Origin of the sequence: Undibacterium sp. TJN25, assembly GCF_049339885.1 — a bacterium.
Lineage (GTDB): Bacteria > Pseudomonadota > Gammaproteobacteria > Burkholderiales > Burkholderiaceae_D > Undibacterium.
Genome location: NZ_JBMPPM010000011.1, coordinates 180,970 through 207,499 on the forward strand (window position 1 = coordinate 180,970; position 26,530 = coordinate 207,499).

At 56.6% G+C, this 26,530-nt stretch carries 22 protein-coding genes; 9 read left to right on the top strand and 13 right to left on the bottom strand.

Annotation, left to right across the window (positions count from 1 at the left end):
• Positions 1-113 precede the first annotated feature (113 nt).
• Entirely contained in the window at positions 114-1,325 is a 1,212-nt protein-coding gene (locus tag ACO0LO_RS24020; protein ID WP_422968143.1) for an alpha/beta hydrolase family protein, read from the top strand.
• 198 nt (positions 1,326-1,523) lie between these two features.
• Positions 1,524-1,985 (top strand): VOC family protein, encoded by a 462-nt coding sequence (locus tag ACO0LO_RS24025; RefSeq protein ID WP_422968145.1) that lies wholly within the window; start codon positions 1,524-1,526, stop codon positions 1,983-1,985.
• Between the two features lie 249 nt (positions 1,986-2,234).
• On the opposite strand, the gene ACO0LO_RS24030 is transcribed toward ACO0LO_RS24025, so the two are convergent.
• From ACO0LO_RS24030 to ACO0LO_RS24060, 7 genes are all read right to left on the bottom strand, one after another.
• A complete protein-coding gene (locus tag ACO0LO_RS24030; protein WP_422968147.1) occupies positions 2,235-4,076 on the bottom strand; it encodes an AIPR family protein in 1,842 nt (613 codons plus the stop codon).
• Between the two features lie 421 nt (positions 4,077-4,497).
• Positions 4,498-5,628: a DUF484 family protein gene (locus ACO0LO_RS24035; protein ID WP_422968149.1), complete on the bottom strand. Its 1,131-nt coding sequence runs from the start codon at positions 5,626-5,628 to the stop codon at positions 4,498-4,500.
• A gap of 51 nt (positions 5,629-5,679) precedes the next feature.
• Entirely contained in the window at positions 5,680-6,543 is an 864-nt protein-coding gene (locus ACO0LO_RS24040) for an MOSC domain-containing protein (RefSeq protein ID WP_422968151.1), read from the bottom strand.
• A 225-nt stretch (positions 6,544-6,768) separates the two neighbouring features.
• Positions 6,769-7,062: a type II toxin-antitoxin system RelE/ParE family toxin gene (locus ACO0LO_RS24045; RefSeq protein WP_422968153.1), complete on the bottom strand. Its 294-nt coding sequence runs from the start codon at positions 7,060-7,062 to the stop codon at positions 6,769-6,771.
• A complete protein-coding gene (locus tag ACO0LO_RS24050) occupies positions 7,059-7,364 on the bottom strand; it encodes a type II toxin-antitoxin system RelB/DinJ family antitoxin (RefSeq protein ID WP_422968155.1) in 306 nt (101 codons plus the stop codon). Before ACO0LO_RS24050 ends, ACO0LO_RS24045 begins: the two co-directional genes overlap by 4 nt.
• Positions 7,365-7,490: 126 nt before the next feature.
• Positions 7,491-8,582: a redox-regulated ATPase YchF gene (gene ychF, locus ACO0LO_RS24055; protein ID WP_422968157.1), complete on the bottom strand. Its 1,092-nt coding sequence runs from the start codon at positions 8,580-8,582 to the stop codon at positions 7,491-7,493.
• A gap of 75 nt (positions 8,583-8,657) precedes the next feature.
• The gene (locus tag ACO0LO_RS24060; RefSeq protein WP_422968159.1) at positions 8,658-10,043 is read right to left on the bottom strand and encodes an MATE family efflux transporter; all 1,386 of its coding nucleotides are present in this window, start codon (positions 10,041-10,043) and stop codon (positions 8,658-8,660) included.
• Between the two features lie 361 nt (positions 10,044-10,404).
• Between ACO0LO_RS24060 and ACO0LO_RS24065 the strand changes: the two genes are divergently transcribed.
• The 4 genes from ACO0LO_RS24065 to ACO0LO_RS24080 all read left to right on the top strand — a co-directional run bounded on the left by ACO0LO_RS24065 (position 10,405) and on the right by ACO0LO_RS24080 (position 14,267).
• Positions 10,405-11,322, top strand: a complete 918-nt coding sequence (locus ACO0LO_RS24065) for an SPFH domain-containing protein (protein ID WP_422968161.1) — start codon at positions 10,405-10,407, stop codon at positions 11,320-11,322.
• A 133-nt stretch (positions 11,323-11,455) separates the two neighbouring features.
• On the top strand, positions 11,456-11,923 hold the full coding sequence (locus ACO0LO_RS24070) for a hypothetical protein (protein WP_422968163.1): 468 nt from the start codon (positions 11,456-11,458) through the stop codon (positions 11,921-11,923).
• A 4-nt stretch (positions 11,924-11,927) separates the two neighbouring features.
• Positions 11,928-12,128, top strand: coding sequence for a hypothetical protein (locus ACO0LO_RS24075; protein WP_422968165.1), 201 nt, complete (start codon positions 11,928-11,930; stop codon positions 12,126-12,128).
• Between the two features lie 234 nt (positions 12,129-12,362).
• Positions 12,363-14,267: a S9 family peptidase gene (locus ACO0LO_RS24080; protein WP_422968167.1), complete on the top strand. Its 1,905-nt coding sequence runs from the start codon at positions 12,363-12,365 to the stop codon at positions 14,265-14,267.
• A 256-nt stretch (positions 14,268-14,523) separates the two neighbouring features.
• Here ACO0LO_RS24080 and ACO0LO_RS24085 read toward each other — a convergent pair whose 3' ends face one another.
• The 3 genes from ACO0LO_RS24085 to uvrA all read right to left on the bottom strand — a co-directional run bounded on the left by ACO0LO_RS24085 (position 14,524) and on the right by uvrA (position 19,426).
• Positions 14,524-15,645, bottom strand: a complete 1,122-nt coding sequence (locus ACO0LO_RS24085; RefSeq protein ID WP_422968168.1) for a patatin-like phospholipase family protein — start codon at positions 15,643-15,645, stop codon at positions 14,524-14,526.
• A complete protein-coding gene (gene pth, locus ACO0LO_RS24090; protein ID WP_422968170.1) occupies positions 15,642-16,217 on the bottom strand; it encodes an aminoacyl-tRNA hydrolase in 576 nt (191 codons plus the stop codon). Before pth ends, ACO0LO_RS24085 begins: the two co-directional genes overlap by 4 nt.
• Positions 16,218-16,555: 338 nt before the next feature.
• Positions 16,556-19,426 carry an excinuclease ABC subunit UvrA gene (gene uvrA, locus ACO0LO_RS24095; RefSeq protein ID WP_422968232.1) on the bottom strand — a complete coding sequence of 957 codons (2,871 nt, stop codon included), beginning with the start codon at positions 19,424-19,426 and terminating at the stop codon, positions 16,556-16,558.
• Positions 19,427-19,648: 222 nt separating this feature from the next.
• Here uvrA and ACO0LO_RS24100 point away from each other — a divergent pair, with 222 nt between their 5' ends.
• Positions 19,649-20,941, top strand: a complete 1,293-nt coding sequence (locus ACO0LO_RS24100) for an MFS transporter (RefSeq protein WP_422968172.1) — start codon at positions 19,649-19,651, stop codon at positions 20,939-20,941.
• Positions 20,942-21,014: 73 nt separating this feature from the next.
• On the top strand, positions 21,015-21,509 hold the full coding sequence (gene ssb, locus ACO0LO_RS24105) for a single-stranded DNA-binding protein (protein WP_422968174.1): 495 nt from the start codon (positions 21,015-21,017) through the stop codon (positions 21,507-21,509).
• Between the two features lie 1,386 nt (positions 21,510-22,895).
• Here the strand turns inward: ssb and ACO0LO_RS24110 are convergent.
• From ACO0LO_RS24110 to ACO0LO_RS24120, 3 genes are all read right to left on the bottom strand, one after another.
• A complete protein-coding gene (locus ACO0LO_RS24110) occupies positions 22,896-23,363 on the bottom strand; it encodes a LysR substrate-binding domain-containing protein (protein ID WP_422968176.1) in 468 nt (155 codons plus the stop codon).
• Positions 23,364-23,445: 82 nt separating this feature from the next.
• On the bottom strand, positions 23,446-24,315 hold the full coding sequence (locus ACO0LO_RS24115) for a type 1 glutamine amidotransferase domain-containing protein (protein WP_422968178.1): 870 nt from the start codon (positions 24,313-24,315) through the stop codon (positions 23,446-23,448).
• Between the two features lie 28 nt (positions 24,316-24,343).
• A complete protein-coding gene (locus ACO0LO_RS24120; RefSeq protein WP_422968181.1) occupies positions 24,344-25,156 on the bottom strand; it encodes an SDR family NAD(P)-dependent oxidoreductase in 813 nt (270 codons plus the stop codon).
• A gap of 270 nt (positions 25,157-25,426) precedes the next feature.
• On the opposite strand from ACO0LO_RS24120, the gene ACO0LO_RS24125 reads away from it, so the two are divergent.
• The gene (locus ACO0LO_RS24125) at positions 25,427-26,374 is read left to right on the top strand and encodes a GlxA family transcriptional regulator (RefSeq protein WP_422968182.1); all 948 of its coding nucleotides are present in this window, start codon (positions 25,427-25,429) and stop codon (positions 26,372-26,374) included.
• Positions 26,375-26,530: the final 156 nt, after the last annotated feature.

The following is a 26,530-nucleotide window of genomic DNA, read 5'->3' on the forward strand; positions in this document are numbered from 1 at the left end:
GCTATGCAGCGTCCACGCCGGTGCTCAGGCGGCATTCCACCACAAATGATCAGCATGGCGACAAGCTTGGCAAAGACAATAATGCACAAGCCGCCGGCATATTGGAAATGATGATGAAACCAGATTTCTTACGTTCTGTATCACCCTGCAAGGCCATTGGCTTCGCCGTAAGCCTTACCCTATTCCTGGGCCTTGCCGGTTGCGGCGGCGGTGGAGACGGGCCTGCCAATGTCAGCCCGCCGCTAGGCAGCACCGACCCGGCCAACCCGGATGGGCCGGGGCATTTTGGTACTGCGGTTTTTCTCAAGACCGTCAGCCTCAGCGATATCAAAGCCGCGCTGCCGGCTGCGGCCGGTATCGTTCCGCTGTATGCGGTGGATGCCTACAAGGTCACCTACACAACGACCGATTCCGCCGGGCGCAGCGTGCTGGCCTCTGGCCTGACCGCCATCCCGCGTAAGGCGGCCGGCGCGTCCAGCCCGTTGCTGAGTTACCAGCATGCCACTGCCAAAACCGATGCAGAAGCGCCCAGCAACCACGCCACGCCGGATGAGCCGGCGGTGCTGTTTGCCTCCATGGGTTACCTGGTTAGCGCCACCGACTATGTCGGCTATGGCGCCAGCAGGGGCGTGCCGCATCCTTTCCTGCTGGCCGCACCGATTGCCGCTTCCGTGACGGATTTCATGACTGCCAGCGCCCGCTGGAGAAAAACCGCCGCCATTGCCGACAACGGCCAGCTGTTCTTCACAGGCTATTCGGAAGGCGCCTATGCAACGATAGCAACGCTGCGCTCGCTGACGCAAAACAAGACCTCATCCACCGTGCTGCCCGTGCTCACCTACGTCGGCTCCGGCCCGTATGACGTGCAGCTGACGCTAAACGTCATGTTGGCCAGGGTCCGCGCGCAAAACCCGGTACTGGGTGCGCTGATCAACCCCGGCTTCCTGAAAAACCTGGGCGCCAACGACAGGGCCAATGTGCGCAACCTGCTATTGCTGGCCGTACTGGGTACGCAAAGCGACATCACTTTCGACCCCACCTTCCTGGATAACTTCCTGAATGATGATGCGGTAGCCACTGCCTCAGTGAGCAGCGACTACGACTGGACGCCGCAATCGCCCATCATCTTCTTCGCCGGCAAGGCCGACACCACCGTCCCTTACGGCAATACCGATTCCATCTTCCAGACGATGAGCAACCGCGGCGCCGCCGGCTTCATCCAGCGCACCGACTGCACGGCGACACCGGCAGAGCATCTGCCCTGCGTGCCGTCTTTCCTGGCGAACGATATTGCGAAGATGGGAGCGCTGGCGAAGGGGCTGTGAATGTACAGCGCTGCAGCGGCATTAAATAGCGCCTGCTCCCAGGCCACAAGCCGGCCTGTAGGGTGCCAATAGCGTAGGGTAAAGCAAGGGTTTCGTGAGGCATGCCTCACGCTTGCGTACCGGCCTCCGCTTGCAAGCGGAGGTGCGCCCTGCAAGGGTATGCACCGTCGGTGGTCTCCGCCATGCACCGCGTTTTAAATGAAGATGCGTGCCTATGATCTGAACGCAGTGCAAGAGCTCACCACCTTACGAAAGGAGCACAAGCAAATGCCTGCAATTCCAAATGGCACCGAAAGGATGCGTGCGTTCATCCCCACAAAAGATTTTGAACTGTCCAAGCGTTTTTACGAGGCGCTGGGTTTCGAAAAAGTCCTGAATACCGAGGTCGCCATCTTCCATGTCGGATTGGGTGGTTTTGTCCTCGCACCGGTCAACGAGGCGGGCCTGTTGGAGAACTTCATGATGCAACTGATGGTGGACGATCTGGATGCCTGGTGGGCGCACATCGAGTCGCTGGATCTGGCTAAAAACTTTGAAGTGCGGCCACCGACTGCGCCCGCGATGCAGCCGTGGGGTCTTCGTATTGTCTACGTTGTCGATCCTTCGAATGTGCTTTGGCATTTTGCGGAGCGTCGGGAGGGGAAGGCACACGACCAGTGAATAGAATTTTCAGAATGATGCCGGTATTCGATTCGATAGTTATGGCTTATGCAGTACGGTAGGTTGGGCTAACGCTTTGTCAGCCCAACGTTTTTAATCATCCATCGGCTTTTATGACAGGTGCTGCTTTTGACATATATTCCGCACGCGTAAGTAAAGGAAATTTCGGAGAATTGAAATTGCAGATGGTTGGAAAATGTTGGGCTAATAAAGCTTTAGTCCAACCTACTATCTGCCTTGATTGGGTATTTATATTTTGAACGAGTAAGCCTTCAGATCTGCACCGACTGTAGAACCTTTATAGTAGTTCGCATAATCAAAGCCGTTTCCAATTTTATATCCAATGTTAGAGCGTTTTTTCGAGACGGAGGTTTCGAAACTTATCCACTGAGCACTCAATGTTTGTAAAGCCTTATCCGCAGAGATTGCTTTAGGAAGACCATTGTTAATACAAACGGCGAGCATTGCATATTGTCCGTACCGCAATCCTTGGCCATACATTTTTGTGTTGTACCGGTCGCCGGGGGTTACAGGTTTAAGTTTACGAAGAATTTCAATTAATTGAAGCGCTTCATAGCCGTACGCGTATTTCGCTATATCTTTAACTTTTAACAGTGCTTCTAACTCATCGGGTTGGTAGAATTTGGTGATACTTGAACGTGCTTGGCTAATTTTGTAGTCTCCAGCTAAGCATACGCGAATTAATTTGTCTCGATTAACCAAAGAATCTTCGTTTATGTACTTGGAGTGTAGCCCGTCGCTGAATTCGCCTTTTTTGCGCTCATAATAAAGACCATGCTCATCGAAAAAATGCTTTTGCAATCTCATTTGGATGAGATCATTAGACCGTCGATCTGATTCGTCAACTTTTGTTTGTGAATTACTAGCTTTCGATATATCACCAAGAAGCTTCAATCTACTAGCAGTATTTGTTAGCGTTTGCTTCGCGACGAAGGTTATAACGCGAAGTAAAACTTCTTTACCTTTAAAAACTGAGAAGTCATTTTTCTTTTCACAGTCTTCATATATACGCCCTAGAGTAAAAGCTGTTTGCCCTCCATTTACGAGTTGGGGACTTCTCAAAATTATTTGGGCCTTGTCCGCCTTGGCCGTATTTGAGTTAACTGCGGTTTGATCCGAAATTATAGTAACGCCGTTATTGAATAGGGCAAATTCGTTGCTACTGTTAAGCTTTACAGATGCTTCTATGTCTTTATTAACTGCATTTCCGCTCAACTCTAAGAAACTTCGAGGGTTATATTGAAGAACGGAATTTTTGTACTTATGCATTATCCGACCTATCTCTTTTGTCGGAACGAAGAGCAATTTAATGTTTGCTTTTTGCTCTCTTGCTTTAACGTCGTAGTCCAGATGAGTTTGCCCTGCGTTAGCTAAGTTGATCTCAATGGAGAGATCGGGTTCGGAAAAATAGGTACCGTTCACGACAGGGAACAATAGATCAGAGTAAATGCGATTATGAGGAAACTCATCGACATCATATCCGTCTACTAGCTTAACTAGATTGCTTTTTGTGATTTTGTTAGTGTTCCCAAGGATGACGACCTTAATGTCATATCGTGCTATGTGCGTAAGGTTTTGAATAGCTTTCTGAAGATTTTTTATTATCTTGTCGTTATAGCTATTGCCCTGCTCATCTTTCTTTTGGCCCTTGAGAATTCGAGCGACATCCATTTTTAACAGTTCGCTGTTAGTAATTGATGTTTCAGAGAAATTCTTGGCGTTAGCCCGAAACTTTGCTTGTAATATGTGAATCCGCTTGGTGTTCTCATCTATGAAGAAAGCGTCAATTCCCCCATCAGAAGGACCATCTGTAACGAACTTTTCTCGGTCAGAAAAGGATACTAATCCGAACCGGGCCTTTAGATATAGATGAAGAAGAGCCCTGGACTGAGCTTGGATTAATGCGTCATGATTGAGTTTGCTTGGATGATAAATTGCCAAGGCGGAAGGTGCCTCATTACAAAGGGATTCCAGCACTTTGCATAATGTTTTATATAGCCTTCCCTGGCCTACTTCGTGCGATAACTTTTTCACTACAGCTGCTTTTGCTTCTATCTTTCCTAGCTTCATATAGGCTCTTTTGAGTTGTTATAATATTTTTAGTGAAATTTGTAGAGATCTAGAACATATGAATGCGCCATTCATATGTTTGTGATTAATGACTTCAATCGATACGAAAGAAAACGATCTGAAAAAGTGTTGCTTTTAATTGATTGAGATATTTGCACAAGTGAAAACAATACTGCTTGCTTTAAGGGAGGCATTACGGCAATGGGCGAACTCCTCGCCGGCGTAATATCTTACTTATTCGTCACTGACGCTCAGGGTCTATTAAATGTCTAGACACAAACGCAAATCCTGCAACAAAGAATACGGATGCATCAATCCCGATCTTAGGATCGTGAGCGCAGATGCTCGAAGAAGGTTGGGCTGATAAGTCGTTAGCCCCAACCTACCGCAGATGTGAATTGTAGGAATTTAATCCAACAAACTAACTCGCACACCGAACCTGATTCCGTCCCTTGCTCTTAGCCTCATACAGCGCACTATCCGCCCGCGCCACCATCTCGCGCGCGACGCCTTCTATGTCGCCCACGTTCTTGACCGCAGGCAGCGTGGCGATGCCGATGGAGATCGTGCATTTGCAGAAGCCGCCCATGCTGAGCAGGAAGGGTTTGTTGGCGATGCTGGCGCGTATGCGTTCTGCGACCTGCACGGCGTGCTGCTGGCTGGTGTTGATCAGCAGCACGACGAATTCTTCGCCGCCGAAGCGGCCCAGCGTGTCGCTGAGGCGCAGCTCAGCCTTGATGCGGCTTGCCACTTCCCTCAGCACGTCGTCGCCGCCCTGGTGGCCGTGCTTGTCGTTGATCTGTTTGAAGAAGTCGATGTCCAGGTACATGGCGACGATGCCGTATTGCTGGCGGCGCGCGCGGCCTATTTCTTCCAGCTTGCGCTGTTCGATGTGGCGGCGGTTGCTGACGCCGGTCAGCGGGTCGGTCAGGCCGATGTAGGTCAGGCGTTCGTTGTTGATGACGTTTTCGAGGCAGATGGCGATGATGGAGGCCATGTGTTCGATGAAGTCGGTGGCCATGCTGGGAGCAAAGCGGTTGGTATGGTAGCTGCCCAGGCTCAGGCAGCCTATCAGCTTGTTCTGGCGTATCAGCGGCACGGCGGCAACGCTGCTGGGCTTGGTGCGGCATTCGGCAAACATGCGGCCGTGCAGATCGTCTTCATATCTGCCCAGCACCGGTTTGCGCAGGTGTTGGCGCAGCTGGCCAAGCTCGAACTCGGTCTGCACAAACAGCAGGTGCGGGAATTCGGTAAGGTCGATGTTCAGGTCCAGCAGGATGCGGCGCAGGCTGCTCTTGGGGTCGATCAGCGTCAGCGTGACGATGTCGAGGTCGGATGTTTTTGCCAGCGTGCTGAAGATGTTTTCTATCAGCTCGCGAAAGCTGCTGGCGCCGATCAGCTGCAGGTCGAAAGTCTGGTGGCGCAGCATGATGCGCTGGTTGCGGTGGGCCTGGTTCAGCAGTTCTTCCAGTTGTTCACGCAGCAGCTGGTTCTCCGTGCGCAGCTCGGCCGGAGTTAAACTTTGCGCTTGTCTGGTAACCACCTTATGCATGCTTAGTGTCCGCGAGTGGAAATGCACCGATAAATAAAAGGAATGCCCAATTTAAAATGCCAGCTGTACGTCAACCTGGTCGCCGACGCGCAGCAACTGCTCTTCGCCGGCCGTTACTATCATGTTCATGCCGAAGGTGATGCCGCCATCCACCAGCGAATTGGCGCGGTAGGTCTGCAAAATGTCCATCGGGTCCGGCCCGAACTCGCCGCTGGCCTGGTCCACGGAAGGCATGGGGCAGCGCGGGCAGGGCTTGACCGGTTTCAGCACGATGCTGCCGTCCTTGCCGGTGATGTCGAAAGTTTCGGCGTAATCTTCTTCATACGCCTCTATGCCGCTGACGACGATGTTAGGGCGGAAGCGGTTCATCGGTAGGGCGCTGCGGCCCTGGGCCTGCAGCCTGCCGTTGAGATCATCCAGCGAGGCGGTAGAGATCAGCAGCATCGGGTAGCCGTCTGCAAACAGCGTGGGCACGTCGACATCGCCTGTCCATTTTTTGCTGGCCAGGCGCTTGGCGTCCGCGTGGAAGCGCACCAGCCGGCATGGCGTGCCGACGGCATTGCTGAACCACGTAGCGGTGACGGCATCGCAGTCGTAGGCGGTGACGGTGTCGTCCCACACCTGCACTTGCAGCGTACGGCTTTGTTCGGGCGCGGGCAGGTCCAGCGGTATTTCCAGCTGCAGCATGCCGGGGGCGCGCAGCACCAGCATGTCGCTGCGGATGGCGGGCTGGATCAGCGCCATCTTCGGGTATTCGCGCTGCGTAAGGAAGCGGCCGGTATTGTCCACTACCATCCATTCCCGGTCATAGATGAACTGGTGCGACAAACCCGCAGGCGTGACAACCGCCTCGCGCAGGGCGATGCCTGCGCAGGATTTGATCGGGTAGAGCGTCAGTTCGGCAATGGTGGGCATAGGTTGTTTTCATCGCGAATTAACGCGCATTACTGGCGGGAGACCCCGCCGGATAGCTGTTATCAGCTACTCACACATGTTTTTTTGCACATGCATTCTAACCATTTTTGGGGCGGCCTGAACATAAAATTGCGCTGCGGCATATTGATTTATTCATATTTAAATATTCCGCGCGGGCTTGTTGTAATCCTGCCATGGCGGGGGAGGTAAGAATGCAGGTAGATATTAAATATCCCGGATGTCGTCCGGCCAGAGTTGCGCGCTATGCAGCACGCGGAGGACACGAATGGTATCGTCACTAAAGGTGTAAGCGATAATGTATGGCGTATGGGTGATGACAAGTTCTCGAGTGTCTTCTATCCGACCGGTCCTGCCAAGTTCAGGGAAGTTGGCCAAGAGTTTAATCTGGTCACTGATTCGCTCATCGACAGCGATGGCGGCTTGAGGGCTATCCTGCTCTATGTAATCAAAGATCTTGTCCCTATCTTCCAGCGCAAACCTTCCCCACTCAAGCTTCACGATTTTTTTTCACCTTTGCGTAGGGCGGCCGCCCGGCGGCGCGCAAAATGCGTTTCGGCCTCTTCATGCGGGACGGCCGGCCTGGGATCATCCAGCGCCTCTTGAACCTTTCCTCGAAACCAGGCATCGTGTATTGAAGGGTCGGTAGCGAAACCGAATGGCAACGCCCCTTCGTTTGCGACCCGCGTTAAGAGAATGCGAACTGCATCGGAGACAGTCAGACCCATGTTCTCCAGCACCGCGGTAGCGCGGTCTTTGACGTCGGAATCAATACGTGCCTGTACGAGTGCATTGGCTGTCATTGCAGATCTCCTTACCAATAATATAGTGATATTGTAATTCAATTGCATTACAAAACAAACTTGACCCGTGCCCGGGCATAAAAAAAGCCGCGGATGCGGCTTTTTGCAATAACGAACGTAAATTCTTTATACGTTGAACAGGAAGTTCAGCACATCGCCATCCTTGACCACGTATTCCTTGCCCTCGGCGCGCATCTTGCCTGCCTCCTTGGCGCCGGTTTCACCCTTGTAGGTGATGTAGTCGTCATAGGCGATGGTCTGGGCGCGGATGAAGCCGCGTTCAAAGTCGGTGTGGATGACGCCTGCGGCCTGCGGGCCGGTGTCGCCCACATGAATGGTCCAGGCGCGCACTTCCTTGACGCCGGCAGTGAAGTAGGTTTGCAGGCCCAGCAGCTTGAAGGCGGCGCGGATCAGGCGGTCCAGGCCCGGCTCTTCCATGCCCATGTCGGCCAGGAAGGCGTGCTTGTCTTCATCTTCCAGATCGGCGATTTCGGATTCTATCGCTGCGCAGATGGCGACGATGGGCGCGTTCTGGCTGGCGGCGTAGGCGGTCAACTGGTCCAGCAGCGGGTTATTGCTGAAGCCGTCATCGGCCACGTTGGCAACGTACATCGCCGGTTTGGCGGTGATCAGGCACAGCGGCTTGATCAGCAGCATTTCTTCGGCGTCCAGGCCCAGCGCGCGCACCGGCTTGGCGTCGTTCAGGTGCGGCATCAGGCGTTCCAGGATGGCGACCAGCTTGGCGGCATCCTTGTCGCCGGAGCGGGCTTTTTTGTTTTCACGGTGGATGGCTTTTTCCACGGTGCCCATGTCGGCCAGCGCCAGCTCGGTCTGGATCACTTCGATATCGTCCAGCGGGCTGACCTTGCCGGCCACGTGGATGACATTGTCGTCTTCAAAACAGCGTACTACGTTGACGATGGCGTCTGTTTCGCGGATGTGGGCCAGGAACTGGTTGCCCAGGCCTTCTCCCTTGGAGGCGCCTGCGACCAGGCCGGCGATGTCCACGAATTCCACCGTTGCGGGTAGGATGCGCTCCGGCTTGACGATGTCCGCCAGCTTGGCCAGGCGCGGATCCGGCACTTCCACCATGCCGACGTTGGGTTCTATCGTGCAAAAAGGATAATTTTCTGCAGGGATGCCCGCCTTGGTCAGGGCGTTGAACAGGGTGGATTTGCCGACGTTAGGCAGGCCGACGATGCCGCATTTGAGACTCATAGTAGTACCGCTTATTCTTGAAGTTTGGGAGTTAACCCGGCATTTTACCGGAAGAAGGGTAGGCCGGGGCCGATTCTAGCCCTGAGAGGGCATTGCCTGCATGGCGCGCTGGTGCGAAACCCGGTGCAGCAGCCATACCAGCAGCACCGCGGCCACCGTCAGCCCGAGGATCAGGCCTATCCAGAAGCCGTTGGCGGCCATGGGCTGCGCCGGGCTCCATGGGAACCAGGCTGGCGCCAGGCCCAGGATGCAGCCCAGCGGCAGCGATACGCCCCAGAATGCCGTCATGTGGATCAGCATCGGCATGCGCGTGACCTTGTAGCCGCGGATGGCGCAGGCGGTGGCCACCTGCGTGCAGTCGGATAGCTGGAATACGGCGGCAAACAGCAGCAGGCTGGAGGTCATCGCCTGGATGGCCGGGTCGGAGGTGTAGGCAATGGCGATCTGATCGCGGAACAGCAGGATAAAGATGGCCGACGCCAGGCCGAAGCTGACCGACATGCCTACGCCCACCCAGGACACGAAACGGGCGCGCACCGCATCGCCTTCGCCCAGCGCCTGGCCGACGCGGGTGATGAGGCCGATGCCGAAGCTCATGGGCACCATGAACACCAGCGACGTGAAGTTCAGCGCGATCTGGTGCGACGACACATTGACCACGCCAAAGCGGGCCACCAGCAGGCCCACCAGGCTGAAGGCGCTGACCTCGGCAAAATAGGTGACGCCTATTGGCATGCCCAGCTTGAGCATGCTGCGGATCTCGCCCCAGTGCGGGCCTTCCCAGTGGTGGAAAGGATAGGTGTCGCGGTAGGCGGGCGAACGTTTCATCCAGACCAGCATCGCACCCAGCATCAGCCACAGGCCGGTGCCGGTGGCGACCGCGCAGCCGATGGCGCCCAGCTTGGGCAGGCCGAGGTGGCCGTAGATCAGCAGGTAGTTGACGATGATGTTGTACACCAGCGCCGCAATGGCGATGATCATGATGGGTTTGGTCTGGTTCAGGCTGGTGCTGTAGCCGTATAGCGCACGGTAGGCGGCAAAGGCCGGCAGGCCCATGCTGATGACGTGCACGAAGGTGGCCGCCTTGTGCGCCACGGCCGGCTCCAGCTGCAAGTGGTCGAAGATCAGCGTGGCCAGGTTGGCCGCCAGGCAGGCCAGCAGGCCGACGCCCAGTGCCTTCCACAGCGATTGCCGCACCACGTGCGGGATGCGGGCAAATTCGCCGGCACCGACTTCATGCGCAACCACGGCATTGATCGCCATCATCACACCCATCACCGTGACGATGATGATGGACCAGATGGACGCGCCCAGCGACACCGCCGCCAGGTCGTCTGCGCTGACGTGGCCTGTCATCGCTACGTCGGACACGGCCATGCCCACGGTCGCCAGCTGGCCTACCAGCATCGGCCAGGCAAGCTGCCACAGCGCGCGGACTTCGGTGCGGATCTGGGTTTTCATGCGCGGCCTGCTTGCTGGGCGGCGAATATGCCATATGCGCGTTGGGAATGCCCGGCTGCGAGGCTGTCAGTGTGGTGCGCGAGGAAACACAGGTGAAAACAGGCTGGAAAGAGGGGTTTTGGTGCAAAAGGCATGCGAAAACTTGTATTTGTGTAAGTAATTGACTCGAACTGCATCTTACCATCGTATCGCCGGGCTTCCGCCCTTGCGCGGGGGTGGGGATAAAAATGATTGCCGAATAAACCTTGACGAAGTGGACATGAGATACTACAGTGATATCACTTTGATTTCACTGGTTTGGCTGGTGTCGGCTACTTGTTCTCGTGGTCCGCTGGCCCGTTTCACTCATTACGGAGGAAATATGGATGCACCTCGCAGCAAGGCCGGCAAACAGCCGCTTCAGGAACGTGCCCGTTCTTCAATGGACGGCTACCTGATGACGATCATCGGCCTGACGCTGGTACCGGTTGGCGCCTACTGGGCATGGACGGGAACTTCGCTGGGCGAAGGCGCACTGCTGTACGGCGGGCTGAAGCTGCTGGTCAGCGTGCTGGGCGTGTTCATCCTGTCCGGCCTGTATATGCTGCAGCCGAACGAAGCGGCGCTGATGTCGCTGTTCAGCCGTTATGTGGGTACCGACAGGCAGGAGGGCCTGCGCTGGGCCAATCCGCTGTTCAGCAAGCGTAAGATCAGCCTGCGCGCCCGCACCATGAATTCGCCGCCGCTGAAGGTCAATGACAAGCGAGGCAACCCGGTGGAGATAGGCGCGGCCATCGTATGGCGCGTCAAGGAAACCGCGCTGGCGATCTACAATGTGGACGACTGTGAACGCTACGTCACCGTGCAGGCCGAGGCGGCACTGCGTTTCCTGGCTTCGCAATATGCCTACGATGACGGCGACGACCTGGATGAAAAGGAAACCACTTTGCGTGCCGGCCTGGAAGAAGTGGCGCACGCCCTGCAGACCGAATTGCATGTCCGCTTTGCGGCAGCCGGCGTGGATGTGGAAGACGCCAAGCTGACGCACCTGGCCTATGCGCCGGAAATCGCCCAGGTGATGTTGCGCCGCCAGCAGGCAGAAGCTATCATCAGCGCCCGCGCCAAGATCGTGCACGGCGCGGTGACGATGGTGGAGGCGGCTTTGAAGGGATTGTCCGAACGCCAGATCGTGGTGCTGGACGACGAGCGCAAGGCGGCCATGGTCAGCAATCTGCTCGTGGTGCTGTGCTCGGATAAAGAGACGCAGCCGATTGTGAATACGGGGACCTTGTATAACTGATGCTGGCGGGTTTGTTTTGTGGGGGTTCTTCCGGGGTGTTGGGCTGACGGTGTATCTGCCCAACGTGCAGCCCCATTGCGTGAGACCCGCACTCCGAGAAAACGCCTGTTAATCATTTAATTACGGTGCAACAATGAACCATCCGGTCTATGTAGAAAGCCAGTTTTCCAGCGTCATCTGGGTCGTCCTGCCCGTGGTCAGCATTTCCGTGTTCCTGCATCGCTTCAACCTGCGGGACCCTGCACAGCGCGATGCGGCCATTGCCATCATCGCGCTGATGAACGTCGTTGCGCTGGCCTTGCTCGGCAAGTTGACGATCAGCATCGACGCTACCCACCTGCGCTGGCGTTTCGGTTTCGTAGGCTGGCCTGCGTGGAGCGTGGCGCTGGCGGACATCAGCGCTGCCGAGGAAACCCGTTCGCGCTGGCTGGAGGGATGGGGGATCAAATACACGAAGCAAGGCATGCTGTATAACGCCTATGGCACTGCAGCCGTGCGCATTCACCGTGTCAATGGCAAGAGCTTCCGCCTTGGATGTAGCGATCCCAAGCGCCTGTTAAGTTTCCTGACGCCGCGCATAACCCTGCCTGCAGGCCGCTGAAACTATGGCAAGCCCTGGCAAAAAATCCTTCCTGCTCCGCATCGACCCGGCCATCTGGGCCGAGATAGAGCGCCTGGCTGCGCAGGAACTGCGCAGCAGCAATGCGCAGGTGGAGTATCTGTTGCGCCAGGCCTTGGCCCAGCGCGGACGCAGCCTGCCGCTGGCGGGTGAGGTGGCCGGCGACGATGGCCAGGGCGAGGAATAACCGAGGGACAGGCTGTTTTCCGCCACATCCCAATCCAGCCTGCGAATTGGTAATTTCGGCGCGACAAAACCGCCGTCCGTCGCATTCCCTCCCCATTCCCCTATGGCAGTTGTATAGTAGCCAAGTACCGGTGCAGGTGTGGCAAGCGGCATGCTCATGCGTTGCCATGCCGCATGCCCGCGCGCCAGTTACCGAAAGGCCACATCAACGACATCCTTCCAATGGAGAAGTTCTATGACTGTTTTTCCAAGATACCTGCTTGCCGCCTGCTGCGCCGTGGGCGCTGTCGGTGCGGTGGCACAGGCCGCCTCGGCCGCTGAGCCGGTGAAAAGCTACACCGTGCGCGACTTTTTCCAGACGCCCGCGCAAAGCTCGTTCAAGCTGTCGCCCAGCGGCAAATACCTGAGTTTCATGCAGCCCTGGGAAGGGCGCAGGAACATCTATATCAAGCAGGTGGGATCGTCCGAGCCGGCGGTGCGCATCACCAGCGAAACGGCGCGCGACATCAGTGCCTATTTCTGGAAGGGCAACGACCATCTGCTGTTTGCCAAGGATTTTGGCGGCGATGAAAACTTCCACATCGTATCGGTCAGCCGCGACGGCAAGGATGTCAAGGACCTGACGCCGTATCCCAAGGTGCGCGCGCAGATGGTCAACGACCTGGAAGAAGTGGATAACGAGATCCTCATCAGCCACAACAAGCGCAATGCTGAGGTGTTCGACGTCTACCGTATCAACGTCAATACCGGCGATGCAAAACTGGTGGCGGAAAACCCCGGCAATATCCAGGACTGGATCACCGACCACACCGGCGCCGTGCGCGCTGCGACGACGACCGACGGTGTCAACACCAGCCTGCTGTACCGCGCCACGGAAAAAGAGGCGTTCAAAACCGTACTGACCACTAGCTTCAAGGAATCCGCTGATCCCTTGTTCTTCACCTTCGACAACAAGAAGCTGTACATGTCGTCCAATGTCGGCCGCGACAAAAAAGCCATCGTGATCGTGGACCCGGCCACGGCCAAGGAAGAAAAGCTGATTTTTGAACACCCGGACGTGGACGTGCAGGACCTCAGCTATTCGCGCCAGCGCAAGGTGCTGACCGAGATCGGCTACACCGACTGGAAACCGGAGCGCAAGGTCGTCGATGCGCAGACGGAAGCCCTGTATAAAACGCTGCAGGCCAAGCTGCCCGGCTACGAGATCTCATTGCAATCACATTCGCGCGATGAGTCGGCGTGGATAGTGGCAACCTATAACGACAGGACGGAAGGCAGCCGCTATCTGTTCGAGGCGAAAAGCGGCAAGCTGACAAAGCTGGCCGACATCAATCCCAAGATCGCGGAAAAGGACATGGCGCAGATGAAGCCCATCCAGTACCGCGCGCGCGACGGCCTGCTGATCAACGGTTACCTGACGCTGCCACTCGGCAAGGACCCGAAGAACCTGCCGGTTGTCGTCAACCCGCATGGTGGCCCGTGGGCGCGCGATGTGTGGGGCTACAACCCGGAAGTGCAGATGCTGGCCAATCGCGGCTATGCGGTGCTGCAGATGAATTTTCGAGGCTCCACCGGCTATGGCCGCAAGTTCTGGGAAGTGTCGTTCCGCCAGTGGGGCAAGACCATGCAGGATGACATTACCGATGGTGTCAACTGGCTGATCAAGGACGGCGTTGCCGATCCGAAAAGGATAGCGATCTACGGCGGCTCCTACGGCGGTTATGCAACATTGGCGGGCGTGACGTTTACGCCGGACCTGTATGCGGCGGCGGTGGATTATGTGGGTGTGTCCAATATGTTCACCTTCATGAACACGATCCCTCCTTACTGGAAGCCGCTAATGGACCAGTTCCATGAAATGGTCGGCGATCCCGAGAAAGACAAGGAACTGCTGGCAGCCGTATCGCCTGCGCTGCACACCGACAAGATCAAGACGCCGCTATTCGTCGCCCAGGGCGCTAACGACCCGCGCGTGAACAAGGCAGAGTCCGACCAGATCGTGGACAGCCTGCGCAAGCGTGGCGTGCAGGTGGAATATATGGTGAAGGATAATGAAGGCCACGGCTTCCACAACGAAGAAAACCGCTTCGCGTTTTATACGGCGATGCAGGATTTCCTGGGGAAGATTTTACATCCGTAAGTAGATAGAAAACCCCCTCTCCCGCGTGCGGGAGAGGGCCGGGGTGAGGGGAGTTGTGCTGAGGTAGAAGCCTTGTTATTGCAGGCCGTCAAATCATGCAATGTGAGAACTTTATTTTTCGCGGTTGTTTGATGATTGGGGGTAGAATTTTTCTACATTCCGATTTACGCCCCTCACCCTAACCCTCTCCCGCATGAGGGAGAGAGAATGTCGCGGTACCGCTTTTCTTCAAAAATTCATTAACGCCGGCAAATGCTCAAAGCGGCTTGACCCGGCTCAAATCCGGATTCTCCACAAACGCCGCAAACTCATCCCGCAGCCTTTCGCTTTCATAGATCGCGATGCGCCAGTTCTGGATGCGGAAGTCGTGGTTGGCGCCGTAGTAGAAAAAATCCTTGCGGTCCGGCAGCTTGCCTAATGACAGCGTGTGCAGGAAGGCGCGCGATGGCGACAGCATGACGACGTTGTCCAGCCATTCGCGGTTGCGGCCAAGGCTGGCGCGCCTCCACGGGATGGGCTTGTCCAGCCATCCGGGGATGATGTGGTCGGTGAAGTGCGGGTACAGCACCAGACCGCCATCGGCGGCGCCGGCGATGCGCGAGTAGGGCAGCGCCAGGTGGTAATCGATGATGCCGCCGTCCCAATAGGTGCCTACGGGTGCATGGACGATGTCGCGCACCGGTTCCATGATCAGCGGCAGCGTGCCGGAGGCCAGCAGCGCCTGCTTCAGGTTGTCCCGTGTCAGCGCCGCGAAATGCGTTTCAAAGTTGTCGAACCTGGCTTTCAGCCAGAACAGAGGATCGCGCATGTCGCCGATGACGACCCTTTCCATGTGCCCGGCCAGCCTGGCGCGCGAGGCCATGTTGGCGAGGGTGGCGGCGGCAAAGCCGGCCTTGGCGCTGAAGCTGCCGCGCGGCGATTTCAGCAGGCCCAGCCCGCGCACTGCCAGCAGGTGCAGCCGGTAGTGCGGGTGGTTGACGATTTCATGTTCATGTCCGCCGATGAGTTCTTCCAGCAGTTGCAGGCAGGAGTCGGTAACGAATTTTGCCGTTGGCTTTTCCGGATAGCGCTGTTCGCAGTACAGGTCGCCCAGGCGCTGGAAGGCGGCTGCCGGGTCTGCCTGGCTGGCGGCGGCCATGCGCCACGCGCCGATGGAAGAGCCTATCAGCGTGCGCTCGCGCGGCGCTGCCGCCAGCCAGGTGCCGAACAGCCACTGGTCCAGCGACTGTAATATCAGGCCCTTGGGGCCGCCGGCCGCGGCAGGGATAATCGCCACGTCCCTGGCTTGCAGGCCGTGTTGGCGCATGTGCTCCAGCGCCTTCTTGCCGGCGTGGATGGTCAGCGCCGGGCCGGTGCCGGGGTAACGGTGGGAATTCATTTAACGGTGTGCAATTGCATCATCGCCGTGTCGAACTTGCCGGCCACCAGCAGCGGAATGATGTCCAGGCTGCGGGCGATGGATTCATCGATCAGTGGCTGTTCCTCCTTGCGCGGGCGGTGCAGCACGAAGTCGGCCACTTCCTGGCGCAGGTTCAGCGTGCGCGGGTGGCCTATGCCTATGCGCAGGCGCCAGTAGTCTTGCGTGCCGAGCGCGGCGGTGATGTCCTTGAGGCCGTTGTGGCCGCCGGAGGAGCCGCCTTTCTTGAGCTTGGCGACACCGGGCGGCACATCCAGCTCGTCATGCACGACCAGGATTTCTTCCGGGGCGATCTTGTAGAAACGCGCCAGGCCGCCTACGGACTGGCCGGAGCGGTTCATATAAGTCTGAGGCTGGCACAGCCAGACATCGTCGCCGGCGACCTTGGTCTTGCAGACCAGGGCGTTCAGCGTCTTGTCGCGCTGCAGGTTATTGCCCGCCAGCTGGTCCACCAGCCAGAAGCCGGCATTGTGGCGGGTTTGTTCGTATTCGGGGCCTGGGTTGCCTAGGCCGGCGATGAGGCGTATGGACATGGAATTTTATATTTTTGTCTTAACTGATCTTACATGGACTTACTTCGTAGGAGCAGGCTGGGGGTGGCCCGACGGCCACTTACTTTATTTTGCTTCGCACCCGGTCAGCCGCCCATAATAAGCAAACAAAATGCTACCGTTCCGAACGGGGTAGGTCAAAAGCAGCGGCAACAGAGGATGGTCTACCACGAGCCGTAGGCTGGATGGAGCGTAGCGTAATCCGGGATGCAGACCACCGGCCTGTGGAATACTCCCGGATTGCGCTGCGCTCCATCCAGGCTACATCTTGCCTTTCTGCGGCATCCCTATCTTGCCTTCGCACACTACGTTTTACCGATTTACTTTTTCTTCTTCAACAGCGGTAACAAATACTTACCTGTCACACTTGCCGGGTCGGCGGCGACGTCTTCCGGGGTGCCGGCGGCGATGATCTGGCCGCCGCCTGCTCCGCCTTCGGGGCCGAGGTCGACCAGCCAGTCCGCGGTTTTGATCACGTCCAGGTTGTGTTCGATGATCACGACGGTATTACCCTGGTCGCGCAGGCGGTGGATCACTTTCAGCAGCAGGTCGATATCGTGGAAGTGCAGGCCCGTGGTCGGCTCGTCCAGGATGTACAGCGTGCGGCCGGTGTCGCGCTTGGACAGTTCCAGCGACAGTTTCACGCGCTGCGCTTCGCCGCCGGACAGGGTGGTGGCGCTTTGACCCAGGCGGATGTAGCCGAGGCCGACGTCCAGCAGGGTTTGCAGCTTGCGCGCGATGACCGGCACCGGCTTGAAGAATTCATGCGCTTCTTCTACCGTCATGCCGAGCACTTCATTGATGTTCTTGCCTTTGTACTGCACTTCCAGCGTTTCGCGATTGTAGCGTTTGCCGTGGCAGACGTCGCAGGGTACATACACGTCCGGCAGGAAGTGCATTTCCACCTTGATGACGCCATCGCCCTGGCAGGCTTCACAGCGGCCGCCCTTGACGTTGAACGAGAAGCGGCCTGCGCTGTAGCCGCGTTCCTTGGCGGAAGGCACGGTGGAGAACAGGTCGCGTATCGGCGTGAACAGGCCGGTGTAGGTGGCCGGGTTGGAGCGCGGCGTGCGGCCTATCGGCGCCTGGTCGACGGAGATGACCTTGTCGAAATGTTCCAGGCCGCTGATGGTGTCGAACGCTGCCGGTTCGGTCTGCGAGCCGTACAGGTGGCGCGCCGCCGCGTGGTACAGCGTGTCGTTGACCAGCGTGGACTTGCCGGAGCCGGAGACGCCGGTGACGCAGGTCAACAGGCCGACCGGCAGCTTCATCGTCACGTTTTTCAGGTTGTTGCCGCGCGCACCGCCGATGACGAACTGCTTTTGCGGGTTGAACTTGGTGCGCTTCTTCGGTACTTCTATGCTCAGTGCGCCGCTCAGGTACTGCGCCGTCAAAGACTTCTTGCTCTTCATGATGTCTTCCAGCGTGCCCTGGGCGATGACTTCGCCGCCATGCACGCCGGCGCCCAGGCCCATGTCCACGACGAAGTCGGCGCAGCGGATCGCATCTTCATCATGCTCGACCACGAGCACGCTGTTGCCGATGTCGCGCAGGTGCTTCAGCGTATCGATCAGCCTGTCGTTGTCGCGCTGGTGCAGGCCGATGGACGGTTCATCCAGCACGTACATGACGCCGGTCAGGCCGGAGCCGATTTGCGAGGCCAGGCGGATGCGCTGCGCTTCGCCGCCGGACAAGGTATCGGCGCTGCGTTCCAGCGACAGGTAGTCCAGGCCGACGTTGTTCAGGAAGGTCAGGCGGGAGCTGATTTCCTTGATGATGCGGTCGGCGATTTCTTTCTTGGCGCCGGTCAGTTTCAGGGTTTCAAAGAAGTGCAGCGTGGCGCGCAAAGGCATCGCACTGACTTCATAGATGGCGCGCTCCTGCTTGCCGTTGCCGACCTTGACGTAGCGCGCTTCTATGCGCAGGCGTGCGCCTTCGCAGGATGGGCATTCTTTTTCATTGATGAACTTGGCCAGCTCTTCCTTGACCGCCATCGAATCGGTTTCTCGGTAGCGGCGCTGCAGGTTGTTGATGACGCCTTCAAACGTATGTTCCTTGATCACGGTGCGGCCGCGCTCGTTGATATACGTGAACGGGATGGTCTGCTTGCCGGAACCGTACAGGATGACCTTTTGGGCCGCTTCGCTCAGCTGCTCGAAAGGCGTGTCGATGTCGAACTCGTAATACGCCGCCAGGTTGGACAGCATCTGGAAGTAGAACTGGTTGCGCCTGTCCCAGCCTTTGACCGCGCCGCTGGCGAGGGACAGGTTGGGGAAGGCGACTATACGCTTGGGATCGAAGAATTCGATATGGCCGAGGCCGTCGCATTCCGGGCAGGCGCCCATCGGGTTGTTGAACGAGAACAGACGCGGTTCCAGCTCCTGCAGCGAATAGCCGCAGATAGGGCAGGCGAACTTGTTGGAAAACAGGTGTTCCTTGGCGGTGTCCATTTCCACGACCAGCGCGCGGCCGTTGGCGATGCGCAGCGACGTCTCGAAGGACTCCGCCAGGCGCTGCTTGATCTCTTCCTTGACCTTGACCCTGTCGATGACGACGTCGATCGTATGCTTCTCGGTCTTCTTCAACTTGGGCAGGTCGTCCACTTCGTAAATCTTGGCGTCATGCGTGCCGCTCTGCACGCGGAAGCGTACGAAGCCCTGGGCCTGCATCTGTTCAAACATGTCCAGGTGCTCGCCCTTGCGGTTGGCAACGACCGGCGCCAGTATCATCAGCTTGGTGTCTTCGGGCATGGCCAGCACGGCATCCACCATCTGCGACACGGATTGTGCCGCCAGCGGGTTTTCCGGATGGTCCGGGCAGTAGGGCGTGCCGACGCGCGCGTACAGCAGGCGCAGGTAATCATGGATTTCGGTGACGGTGCCGACCGTGGAGCGCGGGTTGTGCGATGTGGCCTTCTGCTCGATGGAGATTGCCGGCGACAGGCCTTCTATCAGGTCCACATCCGGTTTTTCCATCAGCTGCAGGAATTGGCGCGCATACGCGGACAGCGATTCGACGTAGCGGCGCTGGCCTTCTGCATACAGCGTATCAAACGCCAGCGATGATTTGCCGGAGCCGGACAAGCCCGTAATGACCACCAGCTTGTTGCGCGGCAGGTCGAGGCTGATATTTTTCAGGTTGTGCGTGCGCGCACCGCGGATACGGATCTCGTCGCGGTTGTGCGCACTCATGCCGGTTGCGCTGAAATCGATTTCAGCGGGTTTGGTCGATTTGGCTGTTTTTGTGGCGCTGGAACGTGGTTTTGTCCGGGTTTCTGTCATTTACTGCTTTCCGCATGGGTGGAGTGGTTTCCCGTATTTCGGATGTGGGAACAAGCAACCTGATACTATAACGGGTTTTTGAAATTTGACGCAGGCCGCATGCCTGCTTTGTTCCTGTCTTCAGCTAGTCTTATGTCTATGGCAACACAATCCGGCTCTCAAACTGCATTGGCAGGCGATACGCTGGCCGATTCGTCAACAGATGCACATGCATCTATTGCTTCTGAGCAAAGCAGCGGCATGAGCCGCGACGAAATCCGCGCCAGCAGTTCGCTCGCATCGATTTTTGCTCTTCGTATGTTGGGCCTGTTTTTGATTTTGCCAGTGTTTGCGATACACGCAAAAACCTTGCCCGGTGGTGATAGCGCGACCCTGGTCGGAATAGCAATGGGCATCTACGGCGCCAGTCAGGCGCTATTACAGCTGCCCTTTGGTATGGCGTCGGACAAATACGGACGCAAGCGCATCATCGTCATCGGATTAATCCTGTTCGCATTGGGAGCCTTCATCTCTGCCGGCGCCACCAGCGTCATGGGCGTTATCGTCGGCCGCGCGATCCAGGGTGCCGGCGCGATCTCGGCAGCGATTACCGCGCTGATCGCCGACGTTACCCGGGAAGAACACCGCACCAAGGCCATGGCAATGGTGGGCGGCTCCATCGGCCTGAGCTTTGCCGTATCGCTGGTGGCGGCGCCCGCGCTGTACCACAGCATAGGCATGAGCGGCATCTTCATCGCCACGGGCGTGCTGGCTATCGCGGCCATCGCCGTGGTGCTGTTCGTGACGCCGGCTGCGCCGATGATACGGGCCGAGCGCGTGCCTTTCAGCGTGGTGCTGAAGAACAAGGAGCTGATGCGGCTGAATTATGGCGTCTTTGTGCTGCACCTGAGCCAGGTGGCGATGTTTGTCGTCGTGCCGTCCGCGCTGGTGCAATATGCGGGCATACCGCTGGAATCGCACTGGAAGGTGTACCTGCCGGTGGTCTTCGGCTCCTTCGTGGCGATGCTGCCTGCGATCTTCATCGGTGAGAAGCGCGGCAAGATGAAGCAGATTTTTGTCGCCGCCATCGGGCTGATGCTATTGGTGCAGCTGGGCTTCTGGCAATTCCTGGACCATCCTGCCGTATTGATGGGCCTGCTGTTTGCCTTCTTCCTGTCGTTTAATATCCTGGAGGCCAGCCAGCCCTCGCTGGTATCGCGCGTGGCGCCCCCTGCGGCCAAGGGCGCGGCGCTGGGTGTGTACAACACCCTGCAGGCGCTGGGCCTGGCCTGCGGCGGCGTGCTGGGCGGCTACCTGAAACAGCACGTAGGGCCATCGTCCATCTTCATAATTGGCGCTGGCCTGACCCTCGCATGGCTTATAATAGCGGTCAACATGCCTGAGCTGCCGCGCCGTGCGAAACCGGCGCAGCCTGCACAGGCATAGTATCTATCCGTTTTACTTTTTAGATTTACCTGACACGCATGGACTATACATGCGCAACCCACTGGAGAAATACATGGCATCTGTTAATAAAGTCATCATCGTAGGCAACCTGGGCCGCGACCCGGAAACACGCTACATGCCTAGCGGCGATGCAATCACCAGCATCACGGTCGCCACCACCGACAAGTGGAAAGACCGTGCATCCGGTGAGCAAAAAGAAGCAACGGAATGGCACCGTATTTCCTTCTTCGGCAAGCTGGCTGAAATCGCCGGCCAATACCTGAAAAAGGGTTCGCAAGTGTACGTAGAGGGCAAGCTGAAAACCCGCAAATACACCGACAAGGATGGCGTAGAAAAATACGCGACCGACATCGTTGCAGACACTATGCAAATGCTGGGCAGCCGCCAGGGCATGGGCGGCGGTTCGGGCATGGATGACGGCGGCGGCTACGGCGCTTCGTCAGCACCTGCACCACGCCAGAGCGCGCCGTCGGCGCCGCAACGCCAGGCACCGGCTTCACGCCCTGCGCCTAACTTCTCGGATATGGATGACGATATCCCGTTCTGATTCGTACTTAACTTATTAATTGTTGATACTGACCCGCTTTTCTCTCTGAGTAGCGGGTTTTTTATTTACCAACACTTTATTTTGTGATTAACTACCTTCAAGGGTTAGCTAATACTTAAAAAAATGGTGGGTAGATGAGGCGGTATGTTGCAAAGCGATTGAAGTTTCGGAATCCTGCATAGGTTACTGGCTTTAATTCTAGGTCTCGAGTACGGAGTTTGGCGGTGCCTGCCTGCCTGCCTGCCTGCCAGCCGAGCAGAGTTGCTGTACTCCGTATGACCCAGCGCATTTCGGCGGGCGTGCCCAATCTGTTTCCAATAAGCGGACGAGGTATTGGTCGAGGATATCGACTTCGCTCATATGCGCTCGTTTGCCAGCCTTTGTCTCCAATGAGGCGTCTTTGAACTGCTGGGCTAATTCTTCACAGAAGAGCCAATGGGCATGCACTTGGGGAGGGGTTCCACCCGCGGGATAAAATTTTCCTTCAAACCGCTCAGCGACGAACTTGCTTGTAGCGCCGGGCACAGTCGAAATAGGATTTGGTCGCGGAAAAGCGGCTGGGACGGCGAATAGGTCACTCACGACGAGTCCTTTGGTCAATGTTGGCAAGCTGTGCACGCAAAATCTTTTGGGCCGTCCGTAATTTTGGATACTTGAAGCCTTTCCAAGCATCACAAAGAACAGCATTCACCTCAAGGGACGAACCAGAGGGCGTATATGCTTGGCTACAGGCTGTTGGTGTAAAGGACCTACCGCAATGGAATTCTGATGAACCGTAAAGTTGGGCGGACTGGAGGCAGCCGAGCCATTCGTAAGGTGCTTCTCTTTGCTGCATCCGGATCAGGCTTCTACCTATCGATATGAGCACACTTTATTGCACACATACACGCATGTTTTTATGAAGGCCATCGCCGAATTTTCTGGCCTAGACTTAGGCTTTCTCGGCGAATATCTTTTTCCAGAAAATCTAGCTTTTGTAATTTATCGCAACAGCGCCACTATGGATCTCGGAAATCTTTCGTCTTTTTGGCGGAACTAGAACAACCGGTTCTTAGCCCACATTCTGGAGCCGAGTACTCACCGCTACAATTCGGGAAGCTTGTGCGACTTCAGCGGTGGCGAAGCCCTGACTGCATTGTGTTTCTCGAAACCTCGTGCGTTGTCATGAACCAGTTGCCTTTCCGGTCATAATTGCACGACTTTAGTTTTGTTCGAATCTCTCCTCACCTTTCCTTGGCTTGCCGTGAATTTTAGCTTTTCTATCATCGCATTTTGGCTTGACTACAACTACCGGCATTTCCTTAGTCCGACGCGGGAGGAGTATGCTTCAGCTCGCTGTCGAGCAAGTGCATGGACATTAAATAAACCTGCTTCTTGATCTGCTACTCAAGCCCGGATCTGAACCCCCACCTGCTTGAACATCCTGCACTCCGCCGCCAGCGCCAGCAAGTTCGGATCGCGTTCGCGATTTTTGGAGAGCAATAGCGTAACCCGCTGGAAGCTGGTGTAGCTGGGGGCGAGTTCGATCAGGCTTACGCGAGGGTTGAACTCTGCGACTCGTCCTGGTAGCAGGCTGTAGCCAAGGCCGCCGCTGACCAGGTTGATCAGGGAAAAAATGTCTGCAACGGACAGTGCGATATCAGGCTGGTAGCCGGCCTGGTGGAACGCATGGTCAAAACTCTCAGCAGTGACGAAACCATCGGCCAGACGCACGAATTTCTCCTCGTGCAGCCCCCTCAGATCAATGCGGCTCGTTCCCTCGTAGCGCGAGTGGGCCGGGGCGGCAAGGTATAGCTGGTCGTCAAATAACGGAACAGACAACCGGTGAGTGGATTTATCATCGTCGCTGAGCACTGTCTTCTTAATTCAATAATTCAAGAAGACCAAGGGACACCGTCCCTTGGTTGAATGACCGGCTCAACTCTTTAAGCAGATATCAATGGCGGTGGGCGTTGAGTTGTTTAACCAATACGTCACCGAACTGCGGCGCGGACATCGGTTGCTGGCCGGTAATCAGTTCACGATCGACGATCACGTTGCTGTGCCAGTTCGCCAGCGTGTCCACGTGTGCGCCGGCCTCTGCCAACGCGTTCACGGGATAGAACTGCACGTTGCCACCCAGACCCGATGGGCCTTCCAGCTGCTGCTCTTCGCCCGTGGAGAAGACCGTGACGCGATAACCGGCATATGGCCAGCCAGCGGCGAGGGAATTCGCTTTGCCATCACCTGCGATCATCGATCCTACAAAAGCCTTTGGATCAGGTAGTGCGGACAGCAGCACAATCGGGCCATGACAGATTATCCCGGTAGGGCGGCCAGACTGATGGAAGCTGGTCAGAATCTTGCCCAGATTGCGGTCCGTCAGCAGGTCGACCATCGGTGCGTGGCCACCTGGAATAAACAGGCCGACATAGCCACTAGTTCCCTCGGAAACCACCGAAGACAGGGTCTTAGGGTGTTTCAGTTGTTCGATACCTTGCGCATATTTTTCCGTAGCAGAACGCGCCGCATCATCGCCTTCGAAAAACATCTTGTTGTTCGAGTTGACGTCCATGACCGGCATATCGCCATTCGGATTGGCGATCACCGGCTCGTAGCCAGCTTCAACCAGTTTGCGATACGGCACTACAAATTCATTCAGGTAGTAGCCAGTCGAATATTTCTTGCCGTCACGCAGATCCAGTTCATGAGCACTCGACATCACGACCAGCACTTTCCCGCGGGAAGGCGCTGCCGATGCAGTGTGAGGCAGGGCAAAAGTCGTTGCTACGGCGAGCGCTGCGGCGCCAATTTTGAAAATATTCATGATTTTCTTTCTTTAAAATATAAGTGAATTAAATTTTGTTTGCGGATACACCGTAGCGCGGGGCAGGTTTGCCATTGGCGAACTTCGGCGACAGCGCGCGACGATCGGCTTCCCAGCGCGTCCAATCCTCGCCATCTTGCAGCGGCGGAATCGTCACCAGCTCACCTTGGTCCAGGCCGGCCAAGGCTGCGTCAACCAGGTTTTCGGCTGTCATCGTATTCGGAGATTCTTTCTGCTTGGCATAACCTGCCACGTCCCAGAATTCGGTACCGGTCGCCGCTGGCAGTACGGTCTGAATGCGCACGCCCTTGTCTGCCAGGTCACGCTGCAGTGTGTGGCCGAAGCTAAGAACATAGGATTTAGAGGCGCTGTAGACACCATTGAGCATTTCGACGGCAATACCCACGGCCGAGCTGATGTTGATGATGGTGCCTGAGCCCCTGTTGGCAAACGCTGGGGCAACCGCATAGGTCAAGCGCGTCAGCGCGGTAATGTTCAGCGTGATCATCGCGTCCATTTCATCAACATCTGCCGCGAGAATCGAGGCGACAGAACCGACGCCTGCGTTATTCACCAGCATGGTGACGTCCGGATTGCTGCGCAGTATCTGCTCGACCTGGGTGAGCCCAGCTTTGTCGTTGAGGTCTACGGCGACAGTGTGGACCGCTTTGCCATTTTCGGAAATTAAGCGCGAAGCCAGTGTTTGTAGACGTTCAGCATTGCGAGCAACGAGGATAAGGTCATAGCCGCGTTTAGCGAGACGGTCCGCGTACACGGCGCCGATGCCTGCCGATGCGCCGGTAATCAGCGCGGTACCTTTGGTAGATTTAGTAGAGGTCATGGATAGTATCTTTTCAAAAATTACCCAACTGAATGCCGGGACTGAGTACTATTTTGGGTGCGATGCCGCATATCATCAATGACGTAGATGCAAGGATTTATGCCATGGCCGCGGCCAGCTGTGCGACCCTTTGCGGATGACACTGGAAATAAGAAAAGCCGTTCGCGTTTGAATGCAAGATTTGAAATTCAGGCCCGTATTCCCCGCCCTCTCCAACGGCTTATTCGTGCTATATTCAATAAAAAGAGCCAATACGATTGGAGAACAAGCATGCATACGGTGAGTCTCGTTGTTTATCCAAATTTCCAGGTATTAGGCCTTGCCGTGGCGAGCGTCTTTGAATACGCCAATCTGCTACGCGGTGAACAGGCATATCAATTCCGGCTGGTGTCGGAAGATGGAGGCCCTGTGATGACGTCCCAAGGTTTTTCGGTCAACACGGAGCGGCTCGGAGATTCAACTTACGACACTATCATCGTGGGAGGCGACAACAATTGCACACTGGCTCCTTCCAACGTGCTGGAATATTTGCACAATGCCGAAGGTGAAAGTCGACGTATTGCTGCCATTTGCACCGGTGCGTTCACATTGGCCGCTGCAGGTCTGCTCAACGGGAAACGAGCAACAACACACTGGCTTCACGCCACAGCATTCAGAAAGCAGTATCCGGATGTGTTGCTTGATGAGGACCGTATCTTCGTCGTCGATGGACAAATCTGGACCTCGGCCGGCATGACTGCCGGAGTTGACATGGCCTTGGCGATCGTTGAAAAGGATTTTGGGCAAGAGGCTGCACGCCAAGTCGCCCGCAAGCTCGTCGTGTATCAACGACGGGGAGGTGGACAGTCCCAGTTCTCGGCGTTGCTGGAGTTGGATGCGAAGTCTGACCGCGTCCAGACTGCACTCGCTTACGCGCAAGAAAATCTGAACAGTGATCTTTCGATAGAAACCCTGGCTGAAGTAGCAAGGCTGAGTCCTCGTCAGTTCAGTCGGGTTTTTCGCGAAGAGACAGGCCAGTCTCCCGCCAAGGCCGTCGAACGGCTCCGGGTTGAAGCCGCGCGCCTGATGATGGAAACCAGCCGGCACCCAATCGAAGTCATTGCGCGAGAAACCGGATTTGGCGATCGTGAGCGGATGCGACAAGCATTCCTTCGCGCATTCGGACAACCACCGCAGGCGATGCCACGCACTTCGGCTAGCGCCTCCCTGTATCTATAGCCATTTAACCGGCGGGTACGTCTGCCAGGTCTGGATGGCAACCCAAAAGTTGGAGCGTAAGAGCATTCAAGGACAGCATCATCGGCAACTGGCTCAAGGCCAGGCTCCACGCTGTATCCAGATTTTGTATGTGTTCGATGAGCTAAGCAAAAATTT

Coding starts and splice junctions, on each gene's coding strand:
- ACO0LO_RS24020 (WP_422968143.1), top strand. CDS start 114: ATGAAACCAGATTTCTTACGTTCTGTATCACCCTGCAAGGCCATTGGC.
- ACO0LO_RS24025 (WP_422968145.1), top strand. CDS start 1,524: ATGAAGATGCGTGCCTATGATCTGAACGCAGTGCAAGAGCTCACCACC.
- ACO0LO_RS24030 (WP_422968147.1), bottom strand. CDS start 4,076: ATGAAGCTAGGAAAGATAGAAGCAAAAGCAGCTGTAGTGAAAAAGTTA.
- ACO0LO_RS24035 (WP_422968149.1), bottom strand. CDS start 5,628: ATGCATAAGGTGGTTACCAGACAAGCGCAAAGTTTAACTCCGGCCGAG.
- ACO0LO_RS24040 (WP_422968151.1), bottom strand. CDS start 6,543: ATGCCCACCATTGCCGAACTGACGCTCTACCCGATCAAATCCTGCGCA.
- ACO0LO_RS24050 (WP_422968155.1), bottom strand. CDS start 7,364: ATGACAGCCAATGCACTCGTACAGGCACGTATTGATTCCGACGTCAAA.
- ychF (WP_422968157.1), bottom strand. CDS start 8,582: ATGAGTCTCAAATGCGGCATCGTCGGCCTGCCTAACGTCGGCAAATCC.
- ACO0LO_RS24060 (WP_422968159.1), bottom strand. CDS start 10,043: ATGAAAACCCAGATCCGCACCGAAGTCCGCGCGCTGTGGCAGCTTGCC.
- ACO0LO_RS24065 (WP_422968161.1), top strand. CDS start 10,405: ATGGATGCACCTCGCAGCAAGGCCGGCAAACAGCCGCTTCAGGAACGT.
- ACO0LO_RS24070 (WP_422968163.1), top strand. CDS start 11,456: ATGAACCATCCGGTCTATGTAGAAAGCCAGTTTTCCAGCGTCATCTGG.
- ACO0LO_RS24075 (WP_422968165.1), top strand. CDS start 11,928: ATGGCAAGCCCTGGCAAAAAATCCTTCCTGCTCCGCATCGACCCGGCC.
- ACO0LO_RS24080 (WP_422968167.1), top strand. CDS start 12,363: ATGACTGTTTTTCCAAGATACCTGCTTGCCGCCTGCTGCGCCGTGGGC.
- ACO0LO_RS24085 (WP_422968168.1), bottom strand. CDS start 15,645: ATGAATTCCCACCGTTACCCCGGCACCGGCCCGGCGCTGACCATCCAC.
- pth (WP_422968170.1), bottom strand. CDS start 16,217: ATGTCCATACGCCTCATCGCCGGCCTAGGCAACCCAGGCCCCGAATAC.
- uvrA (WP_422968232.1), bottom strand. CDS start 19,426: ATGAGTGCGCACAACCGCGACGAGATCCGTATCCGCGGTGCGCGCACG.
- ACO0LO_RS24100 (WP_422968172.1), top strand. CDS start 19,649: ATGTCTATGGCAACACAATCCGGCTCTCAAACTGCATTGGCAGGCGAT.
- ssb (WP_422968174.1), top strand. CDS start 21,015: ATGGCATCTGTTAATAAAGTCATCATCGTAGGCAACCTGGGCCGCGAC.
- ACO0LO_RS24115 (WP_422968178.1), bottom strand. CDS start 24,315: ATGAATATTTTCAAAATTGGCGCCGCAGCGCTCGCCGTAGCAACGACT.
- ACO0LO_RS24120 (WP_422968181.1), bottom strand. CDS start 25,156: ATGACCTCTACTAAATCTACCAAAGGTACCGCGCTGATTACCGGCGCA.
- ACO0LO_RS24125 (WP_422968182.1), top strand. CDS start 25,427: ATGCATACGGTGAGTCTCGTTGTTTATCCAAATTTCCAGGTATTAGGC.